This window comes from Bacillus sp. A1, from assembly GCF_042296235.1.
Taxonomy (GTDB): domain Bacteria; phylum Bacillota; class Bacilli; order Bacillales; family Bacillaceae; genus Bacillus; species Bacillus velezensis.
Genome location: NZ_CP141181.1, coordinates 1,636,078 through 1,650,814, shown reverse-complemented (window position 1 = coordinate 1,650,814; position 14,737 = coordinate 1,636,078). Strand labels below are relative to the sequence as shown.

At 47.5% G+C, this 14,737-nt stretch carries 14 protein-coding genes; 1 reads left to right on the top strand and 13 read right to left on the bottom strand.

From position 1 onward, the window contains the following. Positions 1-6 precede the first annotated feature (6 nt). From smc to U2H13_RS08305, 12 genes are all read right to left on the bottom strand, one after another. Complete coding sequence (gene smc, locus U2H13_RS08360) at positions 7-3,567, bottom strand: chromosome segregation protein SMC (RefSeq protein WP_376700765.1); 3,561 nt, start codon at positions 3,565-3,567, stop codon at positions 7-9. A gap of 101 nt (positions 3,568-3,668) precedes the next feature. After that, complete coding sequence (gene rncS / locus U2H13_RS08355) at positions 3,669-4,418, bottom strand: ribonuclease III (protein ID WP_012117543.1); 750 nt, start codon at positions 4,416-4,418, stop codon at positions 3,669-3,671. A 138-nt stretch (positions 4,419-4,556) separates the two neighbouring features. After that, entirely contained in the window at positions 4,557-4,790 is a 234-nt protein-coding gene (acpP, locus tag U2H13_RS08350; RefSeq protein ID WP_003154310.1) for an acyl carrier protein, read from the bottom strand. Between the two features lie 84 nt (positions 4,791-4,874). Then, positions 4,875-5,615 carry a 3-oxoacyl-[acyl-carrier-protein] reductase gene (gene fabG, locus U2H13_RS08345; RefSeq protein ID WP_003154312.1) on the bottom strand — a complete coding sequence of 247 codons (741 nt, stop codon included), beginning with the start codon at positions 5,613-5,615 and terminating at the stop codon, positions 4,875-4,877. Further along, entirely contained in the window at positions 5,608-6,561 is a 954-nt protein-coding gene (fabD, locus tag U2H13_RS08340; RefSeq protein ID WP_007409759.1) for an ACP S-malonyltransferase, read from the bottom strand. The genes fabG and fabD overlap by 8 nt, the downstream gene beginning before the upstream one ends. A gap of 18 nt (positions 6,562-6,579) precedes the next feature. After that, on the bottom strand, positions 6,580-7,578 hold the full coding sequence (plsX, locus tag U2H13_RS08335; protein WP_007409758.1) for a phosphate acyltransferase PlsX: 999 nt from the start codon (positions 7,576-7,578) through the stop codon (positions 6,580-6,582). A 13-nt stretch (positions 7,579-7,591) separates the two neighbouring features. Beyond that, on the bottom strand, positions 7,592-8,158 hold the full coding sequence (gene fapR, locus U2H13_RS08330; RefSeq protein ID WP_003154320.1) for a transcription factor FapR: 567 nt from the start codon (positions 8,156-8,158) through the stop codon (positions 7,592-7,594). Between the two features lie 106 nt (positions 8,159-8,264). Next, the gene (gene recG / locus U2H13_RS08325; RefSeq protein ID WP_014417753.1) at positions 8,265-10,313 is read right to left on the bottom strand and encodes an ATP-dependent DNA helicase RecG; all 2,049 of its coding nucleotides are present in this window, start codon (positions 10,311-10,313) and stop codon (positions 8,265-8,267) included. Next, on the bottom strand, positions 10,291-11,193 hold the full coding sequence (sdaAA, locus tag U2H13_RS08320; RefSeq protein ID WP_003154324.1) for an L-serine ammonia-lyase, iron-sulfur-dependent, subunit alpha: 903 nt from the start codon (positions 11,191-11,193) through the stop codon (positions 10,291-10,293). Before sdaAA ends, recG begins: the two co-directional genes overlap by 23 nt. A 20-nt stretch (positions 11,194-11,213) precedes the next feature. Continuing rightward, entirely contained in the window at positions 11,214-11,876 is a 663-nt protein-coding gene (sdaAB, locus tag U2H13_RS08315; protein ID WP_017417764.1) for an L-serine ammonia-lyase, iron-sulfur-dependent subunit beta, read from the bottom strand. 142 nt (positions 11,877-12,018) lie between these two features. Continuing rightward, positions 12,019-13,686 carry a DAK2 domain-containing protein gene (locus tag U2H13_RS08310; RefSeq protein WP_022553356.1) on the bottom strand — a complete coding sequence of 556 codons (1,668 nt, stop codon included), beginning with the start codon at positions 13,684-13,686 and terminating at the stop codon, positions 12,019-12,021. A gap of 15 nt (positions 13,687-13,701) precedes the next feature. Next, positions 13,702-14,064 (bottom strand): Asp23/Gls24 family envelope stress response protein, encoded by a 363-nt coding sequence (locus tag U2H13_RS08305; protein ID WP_003154327.1) that lies wholly within the window; start codon positions 14,062-14,064, stop codon positions 13,702-13,704. Positions 14,065-14,322: 258 nt separating this feature from the next. On the opposite strand from U2H13_RS08305, the gene rpmB reads away from it, so the two are divergent. Then, positions 14,323-14,511 carry a 50S ribosomal protein L28 gene (gene rpmB, locus U2H13_RS08300; RefSeq protein ID WP_003154328.1) on the top strand — a complete coding sequence of 63 codons (189 nt, stop codon included), beginning with the start codon at positions 14,323-14,325 and terminating at the stop codon, positions 14,509-14,511. 77 nt (positions 14,512-14,588) lie between these two features. Here rpmB and spoVM read toward each other — a convergent pair whose 3' ends face one another. Then, positions 14,589-14,669: a stage V sporulation protein SpoVM gene (spoVM, locus tag U2H13_RS08295; protein ID WP_003154329.1), complete on the bottom strand. Its 81-nt coding sequence runs from the start codon at positions 14,667-14,669 to the stop codon at positions 14,589-14,591. Between the last annotated feature and the right edge of the window lie 68 nt (positions 14,670-14,737).

Genomic DNA, 14,737 nt, shown 5'->3' with positions numbered 1-14,737 from the left:
TCCTCGTTACTGAACGAATTCTTTTGTTTCTTCTAGTTTGACCGAAACCATTCGGGAAACGCCGGATTCCTGCATCGTAACACCGTAGAGGACATCCGCTTCTTCCATGGTGCCTTTTCTGTGGGTGATGACGATAAACTGGCTGTCGCTGCTGTATTTTTTTAAATATTGCGCAAACCTGAATACATTGGCTTCATCAAGCGCAGCTTCCACTTCATCAAGGACGCAGAACGGCACGGGCCTTACTTTCAGAATGGAGAATAAAAGGGCAATGGCAGTCAGCGCCCGTTCTCCCCCTGACAAAAGATTTAAGTTTTGCAGTTTTTTGCCCGGAGGCTGCGCGATAATGTCCACCCCGGAGTTAAGAAGATCATTCGGATCAGTCAGCTTCAGTTCAGCCCGCCCTCCTCCGAATAAAGAACGGAACACGTCGTTGAATTGAGAACGGATCTGGATAAACGTTTCATGGAATCGCTTCGTCATTTCAGAATCCATTTCTTCAATGACTTGAAACAGTGTGTTTTTCGCTTCCGTCAGGTCATTTTTCTGCTCTGTTAAAAACTGATACCGTTCGTTTACTCTTTCAAATTCATCGATGCTGCCGAGATTGACCGTTCCGAGCTCTTCAATTGAAAGCTTGATCAGTTTGACCCGTTTTCTCGCCTCTTCAGGCTCGAGTTCGAGCTGATATTGTTCTTTTGCCCCTTCAAAGGATAAGCTGTATTCCTCGCGTAAATACTGCAAGAGATTATCAAGCTCAACTTCCATCCGGCCGAGTTTTACCTCTTCATCTTTCAGAATTTCTGTTTTTTGCTTGTAGAGACGCTTCATCTCTTTCAGCTCAAGTTCGTTCGTATCAAGAGCCCGTTGGAGCTTCACACGCTGGTCGCGCCGGCTGGCGATCAATTCAATCGTTCTCGTTTTATCGTGAAGCTTGTGATGGGCTGCTTCTTCAAGCTGCTCCTCACCGCTTGTGCTGGACGTCATCTCTGAGGTCAGGAGGCTTAAATCTTCCCGTGTTTCTTTCAGAGCGAGCTGCGTTTCCTCAAGCTCTTTTTTCAGCCTTTTGAGGTTGTCTTCTTCACTCGAGCACGCCTGTTCTTTTTTCGCAGCGGCCACTTTACATTCCGTCAGTTCATGAGAGAGCGTTTCTTTTGTTGAGGATAGGGTCTGCTTTTGTTTTGTCAGCCTTTCCATCTCTTCCTCAAGCTCTTTCAGCTGGCCGGATGCCTCACTCAGTTGTTCTTCCAGAGCTGATTTGCGCGTCTCTTTTTCCCGGCTGCTTTCCGTCAGTGATGCTTTCTCCTGATCGTAAAGCTCCAGATGGGTATTGATGTTCTTTTCAGCGACTTCGAGTTCATACAGCCTGCCTTTTACATCCTGCTGCTTTGTTCTGAAAGCTTCACCGTCTTCACGGAGACCGCTCAGCGTATGTTCAAGCTCTTGAATGGCCTGCTTCATCGTTTTGACCTCTTTTTCGAGCAGAGCTGTTTTTTCTTCCATTTCGGCAAGCCGCGCAGTCACCGTCTCAAGCTCACGGCTTCTGCCGAGCAGAGAATTGTTTTTCTTTTTGACCGCGCCGCCTGTCATTGATCCGCCTGGATTGACGACATCGCCCTCAAGCGTCACGATGCGGTAGCGGTGCCCGAGAAGCTTGGCCAGTTCATTCGCGCCTTTTAAATCTTCAGTGATCAGCACGGTGCCGAGAAGGTTTTGAATAACATTCCGATATGCCGCATCATATGTGACAAGCCCGCTCGCTGTGCCGAGGAAAGACGGATGCTTCTGAGCCGTCTGTTCATCACGGGTTTGGAGCTGGCGCGGTTTCATAACCGTAAGCGGCAGGAACGTCGCGCGGCCGAAGGAATTCTGTTTTAAATATTGAATCGCTTTCCGCGCCGCCTGCTCATCGTCTGTGACAACGTGCTGCGCCGCTGCGCCGAGTGCAATCTCGATCGCCGTTTCATATTTTTGTTCGGTGGCAATCAGTTCGAGAACGGCGCCGCGGATGCCGCCAAGCTGCTCTTTCTGTTTCAGCACTTCTTTTACGCCTTGGTAAAATCCTGAAAAATCGCCTTGCATCGTTTCAAGCATATCTTTTTTGGATCTGGCCTGCTGGACGAATTGATATGCCTGATACAGCGCAGATTCTTTCTTATCATATTGGCGTTTTTTCTGTTCATATGCTGTCTGGACTTCACGAAAGCGGACGACCTGATTGTGAATATCCTCTTCAACGGCGGCCAATTCTTCTTCGCACGCCGCTTTGCGGACTGCAATATCGTTACGTTCTTCAAGATATTTTTCATTGTTTGCGGTCAGTCTCGCCTGCTGGACCGCAGATTGGGACATCTGGTCATCTAAAAGCTGCAGCTCGTTGCGAATCGACGCCTGGCTGTTTAACAATTCAAAGTAATCGCTTTTTAATTGTTCGATTTTGTCTTCTACATTTTCATTATGCAGACTGAGAGCCTGCTGCTTTTCTTTCACCTGGGCGTTTAACCGCTTCACTTCCGCACGCAGCTTATCATAGACGGCAGACTGTTTTTCAATGTCCGCTTTCAGTTCGGCTTCTTTGTTCGTGTAATGTGTAACGGATTCCTCAAGCTGTTCCCGGTTTTGCGCGGCGTTTTTTTTGCGCTCTTTCAGCACTTCTTTCCGGCCTTCCAGCTTTTCCAGCTCTTCACTTGTCACGAGCAGAACCTGCTGCAGTTCGTTGACGGATTCATCAAGCGCGTGGATTTTATCTCTCGTCTCTTCTATCACCGCTTCTTTTGCGGACAGAGCCGATGATTCCGCCAATTCTTCTTCTTTTGCCGCCTGCACCTTATCTTTTAAACCCGACCATCTGCCGTGCAGTTGTTCGATGTCAAAGGCGGTAAGGGCGATTTCGACATGCTCAAGCTCTTTCTTTTTTTCTAAGTAGTCTTTGGCGATTGAAGCCTGGATTTTCAGCGGTTCGACCTGATCTTCAAGCTCGTGGAGAATATCTTCCACCCTGTTTAAGTTATCCTGCGTCTCAAACAGTTTGTTTTCCGCTTTTTTCTTTCTTGTTTTATATTTCAGCACGCCGGCCGCTTCTTCAAAAATACTGCGGCGGTCTTCCGCTTTGCTGCTGAGAATCTCTTCGACTTTCCCCTGGCTGATAATAGAGAATGCTTCTTTCCCGAGCCCGGAGTCCATAAATAAGTCAATGATATCTTTCAGGCGGCACTGCTGATTGTTGATGAGAAATTCACTTTCTCCGGAACGGTACACCCGTCTCGTCACGCTGACTTCGTGGTAATCGATCGGGAGAAAATGATCTTCATTATCAAGCGTTAACGTGACTTCGGCAAGGTTCAGCCGCTTGCGCGAATCACTTCCCGCAAAAATGATATCTTCCATTTTTCCGCCCCGAAGCGAGCGGGCTGATTGTTCGCCGAGCACCCAGCGGATGGCTTCGGTAATGTTGCTCTTTCCGCTGCCGTTCGGACCGACAACGGCCGTGACGCCTTTTACAAAGTCAACGGATATCCGTTCTGCAAATGATTTAAATCCTATAACGTCTAAACGTTTGAGGAACATCCCAGATCCTCCTTATCGTATAAGTATCTCAATATTATCATAATCACCCGCTTATATCAGGCGCAGACATACTGAAATCCCCCTAGGGAAACAGGGGGATTTTATTGTTTCGTATGATGTTTTTGCATTTTTGCAAGAGCTTCCTGTGCCGCATGCTGCTCGGCTTCTTTTTTGGAACGTCCGTTCCCGATACCGAGCGCCTCACCTTTAAGAGAGACAAGCGCCTCGAATTCCCGGTTGTGGGCAGGCCCTTTTTCATTGAGAATTTTGTACTCAAGCGATCCTTTTCCGTCCCGCTGTACAAATTCTTGAAGCTGGCTTTTGAAATCCATCACATGAGAAAAAGCACCATCGTTTATTTTAGGGAACACGTACACTTTCAGGAATTGCTGAACCGGGTCAAGGCCCTGATCCAGATACAGTGCGCCGATAAACGCTTCAAACACATCCGCTAAAAGCGCAGGACGCTTTCTGCCGCCCGTCATTTCTTCTCCTTTTCCCAAGAGAACAAGATCGCCGAATGACAATTCATGGGCAAGTGAGACGAGTGACGGCTCGCATACGATAGCGGCTCTCAGCTTCGTCAAATCTCCTTCACTCATGGCCGGATATTTGGCAAATAAGAATTGGGAGATCGTCAGTTCCAAAACAGCGTCACCTAAAAATTCAAGCCTTTCATTGTCTTCATACGGCTTTTTCCGATGCTCATTCACATAAGATGAATGTGTAAATGCTTGATACAAAAGTTTCTCGTTTTGAAAATGAACCGAAATCCGTTCTTGGAACTCTTTAAATTGCTCTATTTTTTTATAGAACTTTTTTTTATCTTTAAAATGTGAGTGTTTTGACATAGTAACCTCCATAGGCACATCAGGTTCACCGCGCTCCCCGCCGTAAACGGAATCGGCAGCGCGTACAGCGTCAGACGCCGGTAACCGAACGATTAAAGGGCTAAAGCCCCGCTGTCAGGCGGGACTTTTAGCATCAGCTTATTGCTGGTTTTGTATGTAGTTCACAGCGTCGCCGACTGTTGCAATCTTTTCAGCATCTTCGTCAGAAATCTCCATATCAAACTCGTCTTCAAGTTCCATAACAAGCTCAACTACATCTAGGGAATCAGCACCTAAGTCTTCCTTGAAAGAAGCTTCAAGTTTGACGTCAGCTTCATCAACGCCAAGGCGGTCTACGATGATTTTCGTTACACGCTCTAATGTATCTGCCATAGCAATTCACCTCCCCTCAAGTATTATAGTGGATTCGTTTTTAAAAAACTAGAGAAACTAGGATGAAATTTTAAAAACAAATCTTTACATCACCATTCCGCCGTCAATATGAAGGGTTTGGCCCGTCATATAACGCGATCCTTCAGAAGCAAGGAACGTAACAACGCTGCTGATATCGGAAGGATCACCGAAACGCGCGAGCGGAATCTGCTTCAGCATTTCATCTTGGACTTCTTTAGAAAGCTTGTCCGTCATATCCGTGGAAATAAAGCCCGGAGCAATGGCATTAACCGTAATATTGCGGCTCGCAAGCTCTTTGGCTGATGACTTCGTTAAGCCGATTACACCGGCTTTTGCCGCCACGTAGTTCGCCTGGCCGGGGTTTCCGCTGACGCCGACGATTGATGATACGTTGATAATCCGGCCGGAGCGCTGTTTCATCATCTGTCTTGTAACGGCTTTCGTGCAGTTGAATACACCTTTTAGGTTAATGTTAATGACATCATCCCATTCATTTTCTTTCATTCTCATCAGAAGATTGTCTTTTGTGATCCCCGCATTGTTCACGAGAATGTCGATTGAAGAAAATGCAGCGACAGCCTCTTTCATCATGTTTTGTACTTCTTCGGAATTTGATACATCGGCTTTTACCGCGATCGCGTTTCGGCCCAAAGATTTGATTTCATCTACGACTTCGTTCGCTTTCGCTTCATTCCCGGAGTAGTTGACTACTACGTTACAGCCGTTTTTCGCAAGATCAAGCGCGATCGCCCGCCCGATTCCGCGGGACGCTCCCGTTACCACTGCTGTTTTTTCATTAAGCATCCTGATTCTCCTCCTTCAGCGTTTGAATCGCCAGTTCGATGGTTTCATGGTCAGAAACCGCGATTGTTTTAAGGCGGCGGTTCACTTTTTTCACAAGGCCTGAAAGCACTTTTCCGGGCCCGATTTCAACAAACGTCGTGACACCTTCGTCAATCAGTTTGTTAATGGTTTCTTCAAAGCGAACAGGTGAATACAGCTGTTCGATCAGTTTTTTCTTGATATCGTCTTTTTCTGTCATAACGTCAGCCGAAACGTTTGAAATCACGGGAACAGCCGCATTTTTCAACTCACAGGCGCTGAGCACCTCCTCGAGTTTTTGCGCTGCCGGCTTCATTAATTCAGAATGGAACGGTCCGCTTACTTCTAATGGGATTGCCCGTTTTGCTCCGTTGTTTTTCGCTTCTTCTGAAGCCAGCTCCACGCCTTTTGCCGTTCCGGAAATTACGATCTGGCCGGGGCAGTTCAGGTTTGCAAGCTGTACGAGATGACCGTTTTCCGTCACTTGATCCGTTACCTTTTTCAAGGACTCTGCATCCATTCCGAGAATAGCTGCCATGGCGCCTTCTCCGGCCGGCACGGCTTCATTCATGAATTCTCCCCGTTTTCTTACCGTGTAAACGGCATCTTTAAATGTCATCGCTCCCGCCGCAACAAGCGCCGAATATTCTCCGAGGCTGTGGCCGGCGGTGAAATCAGGGGTGATGCCGGATTCTTTAAACTTTTCCAATACGGCGATGCTCGTTGTCAACAGCGCGGGCTGCGCATTGTATGTAAGGGTCAATTCTTCGGCGTCACCTTCAAAAATGAGCGAGCTCAGCTTTGTTTCAAGCGTTTCATCCGCTTCATCAAAAATACGTTTTGACGCTTCTTCGCGTTCGTACAGGTCTTTTCCCATACCGATATATTGTGATCCCTGTCCGGGAAATAAAAATGCAATCTTACTCATGATGCGGTAACCTCCAGACTACTCATCTGTTTTTTCTTCTTTTACTTCTTCTTCTATAAATGCGGCCACGTTTTGGCTGACCATTTCTCTCGCCTGGCGCAGCGCATGGTAAACAGCGCGTGCGTCAGAAGAGCCGTGCGCTTTAACGACGGGCGCTTTCAAACCGAAAAGACTCGCCCCGCCGTACTCAGAATAGTCCATTTTCAGTTTCATTTCCATCAGCTTCGGCTTCAGCACTCCCGCTGCGAGCTTAGAAACAAAACTTGAAGTCAGTGTATCTTTCAACATTTTGAAAATCGATAACGCTGAACCTTCCAATGTTTTCAACGTGACGTTGCCCGTAAAGCCGTCTGTGACGATGACGTCAGCAGCGCCTTCGAGCAAGTCTCTCGCCTCAACGTTTCCGACAAAATTCACGTTTGTTTCTTTTAATAATTCAAACGTCTTTTTTGTCAGGTCGTTTCCTTTCTTTTCTTCCGTGCCGACATTTAACAATCCTACGCGGGGCGAGCTGATTCCGAGAACCTGCCGGGCATATACAGATCCCATAATTCCGTACTGGACGAGATGCTCCGGTTTGGCATCGACATTGGCTCCCACGTCCAAAAGAAGGAAACCGTCGCCTGAAACGGTCGGAAGCGTCGGCGCAAGCGCAGGCCGGTCGATTCCTTTAATTCTGCCGACGATAAACAGTCCCGCTGTCATGAGTGCGCCTGTATTCCCCGCTGAGATGCAGGCGTCCGCTCTGTTTTCAGCCACTTCCTGCGCCATCAGCACCATAGAAGAGTTTTTCTTTCTGCGTACGGCGCGGACCGGTTCATCCGTCGGTTCAATCACTTCATCGGCGTGCAACACAGTGATGCGGTCTGATGTTGTTGGCAAGTGTGATTCTATCGTTGTCTTGTCACCGACCAGCGTAATATGAAGATCGTCAAATGCCTCAATACTCTTCATTACTCCGTCAATAACAGCTTTGGGTGCGTTGTCGCCTCCCATTGCATCTACAGCTATTCTCATGCATGCTCCACCTTTATGATTGTTTTGAACGGTACATGTCAAAGCTGCCGGAGAACACGACTTCTTCTCCCACATAGCTGTTGACTTCAACTACCGTTCTGCCTTTTTCTTTTTCGACTGCCGTCACTTTGGCTTTCGCAACGACGCGCTCGCCTTCTTTCACCTGTCTTGTAAAGCGGATATTTGCGCTTGCGGTCAGCGCCAGCTCATCATCAATGACGGCTACGGCGAGTGAGTTCGCCTGCGCAAACAAATGATGCCCCCGCGCAATTTGATTGCGGCTGAAGACATGTTCGCGTCTTACTTCTAATATGGAAATGGCCTGGCCGTCAAGCTCCAGATCAATAATTTCACCGATCACTTCGTCTAAAGACAGTGATTTCACTTCATCATCAAGCGTTTGTTCTGCCACGTTTTTAATTCTTTCCCTCAGCTCCGGTATTGAGAGCTCTAAGCGGTCTAAACGGATCGTCTGAATGCTGACGCCGAATTTCCCCGCTAATTCTTCATCTGTGATGAAGGGTGTCGATTTGATCGTCTGCTGCAATAATTTTTGGCGTTCTTTCTTGCTTCTTCTCATCTGTAAACACCATCCGGACAATTAAGACTAGGTACTAATAGTAGTATATAATCTCATAGATTGGAATGCAATGATTGTTTTTTGAAAGCCGCCGAATTTTACAGAATCAGCTTAATTTCTCCCCTTCTAGGACGCCGCTTGAAAGTAATTGGCCGCGCAGCATGCGGTATTCGTCATCTTTCCAAAAAGCCTCTGAAGACACCAGATTGGCCGCATCCTGGCGGGCCGTCTCCAAAGCTCTGTAGTCATGAACCATATCCGCCACCTTGAACTCGGGCATACCGCTCTGTTTTTTTCCGAAGAAATCCCCGGGGCCGCGCAGTTCAAGGTCCTTTTCAGACAGCTCGAAGCCGTCGTTTGTCTCTGACATGATTCTCATCCGTTCCTTCCCGGTTTCGGATTTCGGATCGGCCATCAAGATACAGAAAGATTGGTGGTCTCCCCGCCCGACCCGGCCGCGGAGCTGATGAAGCTGAGATAATCCGAAACGGTCGGCGTCATAGATGACCATAATCGTCGCATTCGGCACGTTCACCCCGACTTCTACGACGGTTGTTGACACAAGTACCTGACATTGATTGGCGCTGAATTCTCTCATCACCTGATCTTTTTCATCAGAATGGAGCTTCCCGTGCATCAGGCCGACATTCCATTTACCGCGGTAAACGTCAGACAGCATGTTATATACGTCAATCGCATTCTGTACATCCAGTTTATCCGACTCTTCAATGAGCGGGCAGATAATATAGGCTTGCCTTCCCTGTTTCAGCTCTTTTTCTATAAAAGCCAAAATCCGCTCCAGCATGTCGTGTTTCACCCAATACGTTTCGATTTGTTTTCGCCCCGCGGGCATTTCATCTATCACGGAAACATCCATTTCTCCGAAGACGGTAATGGCCAACGTTCTCGGAATCGGGGTGGCTGTCATAAACAGCACATCCGGATCCTGACCTTTATTCTTGAGTTTTTTGCGCTGTTCGACTCCGAACCTGTGCTGCTCGTCCGTAATGACAAGGCTCAGCGCTTTAAATTCCACTTCGTCCTGGATTAAAGCATGGGTCCCTACTAAAATATCAATCTCTCCGAGAGCAAGCCGCTCCAAAAGCTCCCTGCGCCGCTTTCCTTTTACAGAACTCGTCAAAAGCGCGATATTTACATCTTCATTTGCAAACAACGATACGAGAGAATCCGCATGCTGTTCGGCCAGAATTTCAGTCGGCACCATTAATGCCCCCTGATACCCCGACAGAATCGCAGCGTACAAAGCGATGGCGGCGACGGCTGTTTTCCCTGAACCGACATCACCTTGCAGCAGACGGTTCATTCGGTAAGGGGATGTCATATCAGCGGTAATTTCCCGAAGCACGCGCGTCTGTGCGGTTGTGAGCGAAAACGGCAGACTGTCTGTGAAAGCGGCGAGCTTTTCAGCAGGAAACACATGGCTGATGCCTTTTGACTGTTCCCTTTCCGCTTTACGGAACGCCTGCATTTTCAGCTGAAATAATAAGAATTCCTCGTAAACAAACCGACGCCTGGCCTGCTGTAACGATTCCCTCGTTTCAGGCTGATGCATCGTCTGCAGGGCATGTTTGTAATCAGGCAGCTTGTAGCGGATTCTCAATTTTTCAGGAAGCGGATCGGCCGCACTGTCCAAATGATGCTGCAGCGCTTCCTTAATAAACCGTCTCATCATTTTTACGGTGACGTTTTCTTTAACGGAATAAACAGGCTCAATGCTTTTATCTTCTTGATGAGGACCGTTTTTTAATTCCTGCACGGAAACGGTCTGTCTGTGTTTATCCCATTTCCCGGATATCGTGACGACTGAACCTAACGTCAGTTTCTTTTTTAAGTAGGGACGGTTAAAGCAGACCGCAGTAATTAAATAATTGCCGACAAGCACCCTGAATGTCAGCCTGTTTCGTTTTTTGCCGTAATAGGTAAGAGAAGGTTCTGAATGAACCTTCCCTTCTACCGTCACTCTTTCTTCATGTTTTACTTCTTCTAAATCCCTCAGCTCATAGTCGTCATAACGGTAAGGGAAATAATTCAGAAGATCAGAAATGTCATAGATACCAAGTTCGTGCAATGTTTTTTCTGTTTCCGGCCCAATGCCCTTAATTTCCGCTATACTAGTTTGCTGATGGTGTGTCACTTGATTTCAGCGCTCCTCCGAAAATTTTTTTCTCTAATTCTCTTCCCGTCGGTGTCGCGGCTAAACCGCCTTGTCCCGTTTCACGCAGTGCTGTCGGCATTGTCTGGCCGATTTTGTACATCGCGTCAATCACCTCATCGCAAGGAATGCGGCTTGTAATCCCGGCCAGCGCCATATCCGCCGCGATCATTGCGTTGGATGCTCCCATTGCGTTTCGTTTGACACACGGCACTTCTACCAATCCGGCGACCGGGTCACATACGAGACCGAGCATATTTTTCAGTGTAATCGCCATTGCTTCCGCTGATTGCTGAGGCGTTCCGCCCGCCATTTCCACAATCGCAGCCGCTGCCATGCCTGATGCTGACCCGACTTCCGCCTGACAGCCTCCTGCCGCTCCTGAAATACTCGCATTGTTTGCTACGACAAAACCGAACGCGCCGGCTGTAAACAGAAAACGGATCATTTGTTCTGTCGTAGGGTTCAGCTTATGCTTTACGGCGAATAACGTTCCCGGCACAACCCCCGCAGAACCGGCGGTCGGTGTAGCGCAGATCGTTCCCATGGCCGCATTGACTTCATTTGTCGCGACAGCTTTAGAAACGGCGTCTAAAATCAGATTGCCCGACAGGCTTCTTCCCGATTGGATGTATGCCTGAAGTTTCACGGCATCCCCTCCTGTTAAACCGGTCTGACTCGTGACGCCCTTCAGCCCTTTTTCAACAGCTGCTTCCATGACGGAGAGATTGCGCTCCATTCCTTGAAAGATTTCTTCCCGCGTTTTTTGCGTCACTTCCATCTCTTGGGTGATCATCACTTCCGAAATCGGAATTTGTTTTTCTTGAGTGATTTCTATTAATTCTTTTACATTACGAAACATGTCATTTTCCTCCTGACTTTTTAGTCAGCTATCTTAGTAACCTGTATAATATTAGGAAGTGTTGAAAGCTCGTCAAGCACTTCTTCTTCAATATTCTGATCGACCTCAATCGTCATCAGCGCTAGCTGGCCGACGTCCTTACGCGCCACTTCCATATGTCCGACGTTGATGGAGAATTTCGCCAGCACATTGGCGACGCCTGCAATCGTGCCGAATTTATCATTGTGAACGACTAAAATAGCCGGATGGTTTCCGGAAAGACGCAGCTCAAAGCCGTTGAGCTCCGTGATTTCTATTTTTCCGCCGCCGATGGAAATACCGGTAAGGGCAAGCTCTCCCTCATCATCAGAAATGACGATACGCGCCGTATTCGGATGAACGGGCACGGCATCCTCTGTACGGAACTCTACATATATGCCCTTCTCTTCCGCAATTTGAATCGCTGTTTTAATCCGTTCATCAAATGTATCAAAATCAAGCAGGCCGCCGATAATCGCGACATCAGTGCCGTGACCCTTATACGTCTCCGCAAATGATCCGTAAAAAGACACAATGATCCGGCGGGGCTCCCGCCTGAATAGGCTTCTGGCCACTCTGCCGATCCGGGCGGCGCCTGCGGTATGTGAACTGGACGGACCGATCATTACCGGGCCGATAATATCAAAAACGCTTCTATACTTCATGCTGGTTTGTTCCTCCTTAACATCACTTCATTCAGCGCTTTTCTTTAGACTAATTGAACATTTCTCAATTGGCAAGCAGGCACACTGCCGCACTGCCGCAGGTAAATAAAGACATAAGAATAGAAGGGCCTGATAAGCCCTTCTATTCTGCCGCAAATATATATGGATACAGAGGCTGTCTGCCGTTATGGATTTCAACCTCGATATCTTCACAGACGCTAGCAATATACTCAGCGAGTTTCTCAGCTTCTTCTTCCGGCGCGTCCTCTCCGTACAAGATGGTGACAATTTCATCTTCTTCCCCGATCATTTCATCCAGCAGCAATTTCGCCGCACTTATCCGATCTTCGGCGCTGCCGATAATTGAACTGTTTAAAATGCCGATAAAATCACCTTTTTTAATATCTTTGCCGTCAATATGGGTGTCTCTGACTGAATATGTCACCTGTCCGCTTTTCACATTCCGGATGGCCTCAAGCATATTGGCTTCATTTACGTCAGCCGGCTGGTCAGGGTTAAACGCAAGCAGGGCGGTCATGCCTTGAGGGACCGTTTTTGCCGGAATGACAATGACATTTTCTTCAGCCACGCTCGCCGCCTGATTGGCAGCCATCACAATATTGGAATTGTTCGGAAGAATGAAAACCGTCTCCGCATTGACAGACTGAACGGCTTCAACAATATCTTCCGTGCTCGGATTCATTGTCTGACCGCCTTCGATTACGTGTGAAGCGCCGATGCTCGTAAACAATTCAGAAATGCCCTCTCCCATTGCCACAGTCACGATGCCAAAAGGCTTGCGGGCTTCTTTCATAACGCCGGCCGGCTTTTTTTCATCATGTTCTTGGCTGATGATTGAAGTATGCTGTTCCCTCATGTTTTCAATTTTAATTTTAATCAAATCGCCGTAACGCTGTGCGAGATTGAGCACGTTCCCTGGTTCTTCGGCATGAATATGGACTTTCGCCAGCGTATCATCAGCCACGACCAGCAGTGAATCGCCGAAACGGCTCAGTTCGTTTCTGAACGTCTCTTCCTTGAACGTCCGTTTATCTTGATCCAGCCTCACCATCACTTCCGTACAAAATCCGAATTCAATGTCTTCTGTACTCAGCATGCTCTGCGCGCTTTTATGATGCTCGGCATTCACCATATCATCGAGTGCCGGAAGAACCGCTTTTTTCGGTACGGCCTCTCCTTTTAAAGCAGCCAAAAAGCCTTCATATACACAAAGCAGACCTTTTCCGCCGCTGTCAACGACACCGACGTCCTTTAAAACAGGAAGCAGATCCGGCGTGCGGTTGAGCGACGCTTCCGCTTCTTCAATAACGGCCTCCATGACCGAAATAATATCGGTTTCTTCTTTGGCCGAGGCGACCGCTTTTTTAGCCGCATCCTTAGCCACGGTTAAAATCGTTCCTTCAACCGGTTTCATGACCGCCTTATATGCCATATCCACTCCCGCTTGGAGTGCTGCGGCAAATTCTTGGGCGTCTATTTGGTTTTTGTTTTCAATGCTCTTTGTGAAACCTCTGAACAATTGGGACAAGATCACCCCTGAGTTTCCTCTCGCTCCCATAAGCAGGCCTTTTGACAGGGCGATGCCGACTTTGCCGATGTCGGGTGAGTCAATGTGCTCTACCTCTCTTGCACCGGATGACATCGATAAATTCATATTTGTTCCGGTATCGCCGTCAGGCACGGGAAACACGTTCAGCGCATCCACCGCGGATGCGTTTTGAGACAATGTCTCAGCCCCCGCCAGAATCATTGCCGCAAAAGCTCTCCCATCTAAGTTTCGTCTAGACAATACTCATCCTCCTCACTACGGGTTCGTTACTCGTACGCCTTGGACATAAATATTTACAGAATCAACTGCAAGTCCGATTGTTTGATTTACTGTGTATTTTACCTTCGTCTGAACATTGTGGGCTACTTCGGATATTTTAGTGCCGTAGCTGACAATAATGTACATGTCGATATGTATTTGTTCGGCTTCCTGACGGACATGTACGCCTTTTGCGAAGTTCTCTCTCCGGAGGATTTCAGACAAACCGTCTTTAATCTGGTTTTTTGAGGCCATCCCCACTATTCCGTAACAGTCAATGGCAGCGCCTCCGGCAACCATTGCGATGACTTCGTTGGATATATCAATCTGTCCGTATTTTGTCTTCATTTCAATGGACACACAGGTTCCTCCTTCAGGTGCATAGAGTTATCATTATTCTACTATATGTATCCCATTATGAAAAGAAAAGATACAGACAGCGGCCTTCAGCGCGGAAATGTGATTGGTTTTACATGTCAAGTGATTTTTCTTGAAAGTAAGGGAAACAATAGTTGCAAACGGTTTTTAGCTGTGGTAAATTATTTAAAGTATTGTATAACGAAAGCATCTGAGAAACTATGTTTGAAAAGATGTTTCGCGCAGTTAGGAGGGAAACAAATGGCACGTAAATGTTTTATTACAGGTAAAAAAACAAAAGCCGGAAACAACCGTTCTCACGCAATGAACGCTTCTAAGCGTACTTGGGGCGCCAACCTTCAAAAGGTCCGCATCCTCGTTGACGGCAAACCTAAAAAAGTGTATGTATCTGCCCGGGCTTTAAAATCCGGTAAAGTTGAGCGTGTATAAGCAAAAATGAACGCCTGCCCTTTTATGCGGCAGGCGTTTTTTATGCGTTCAAAGAGGGCAATTTCAGCTTCTTGGGCTTACTCTTTTCTAAATGAGCCCAGCATCGCCCGGACAATTCCTCCTAAAAACTTCGGCAATTTAATGGTATAAAATTTCATTTTGTCCCCTCCTATAAGTCCCGTATCCGCTGCGTTCATCACTTTAGGATTCATGGTTTTTTCCGCAT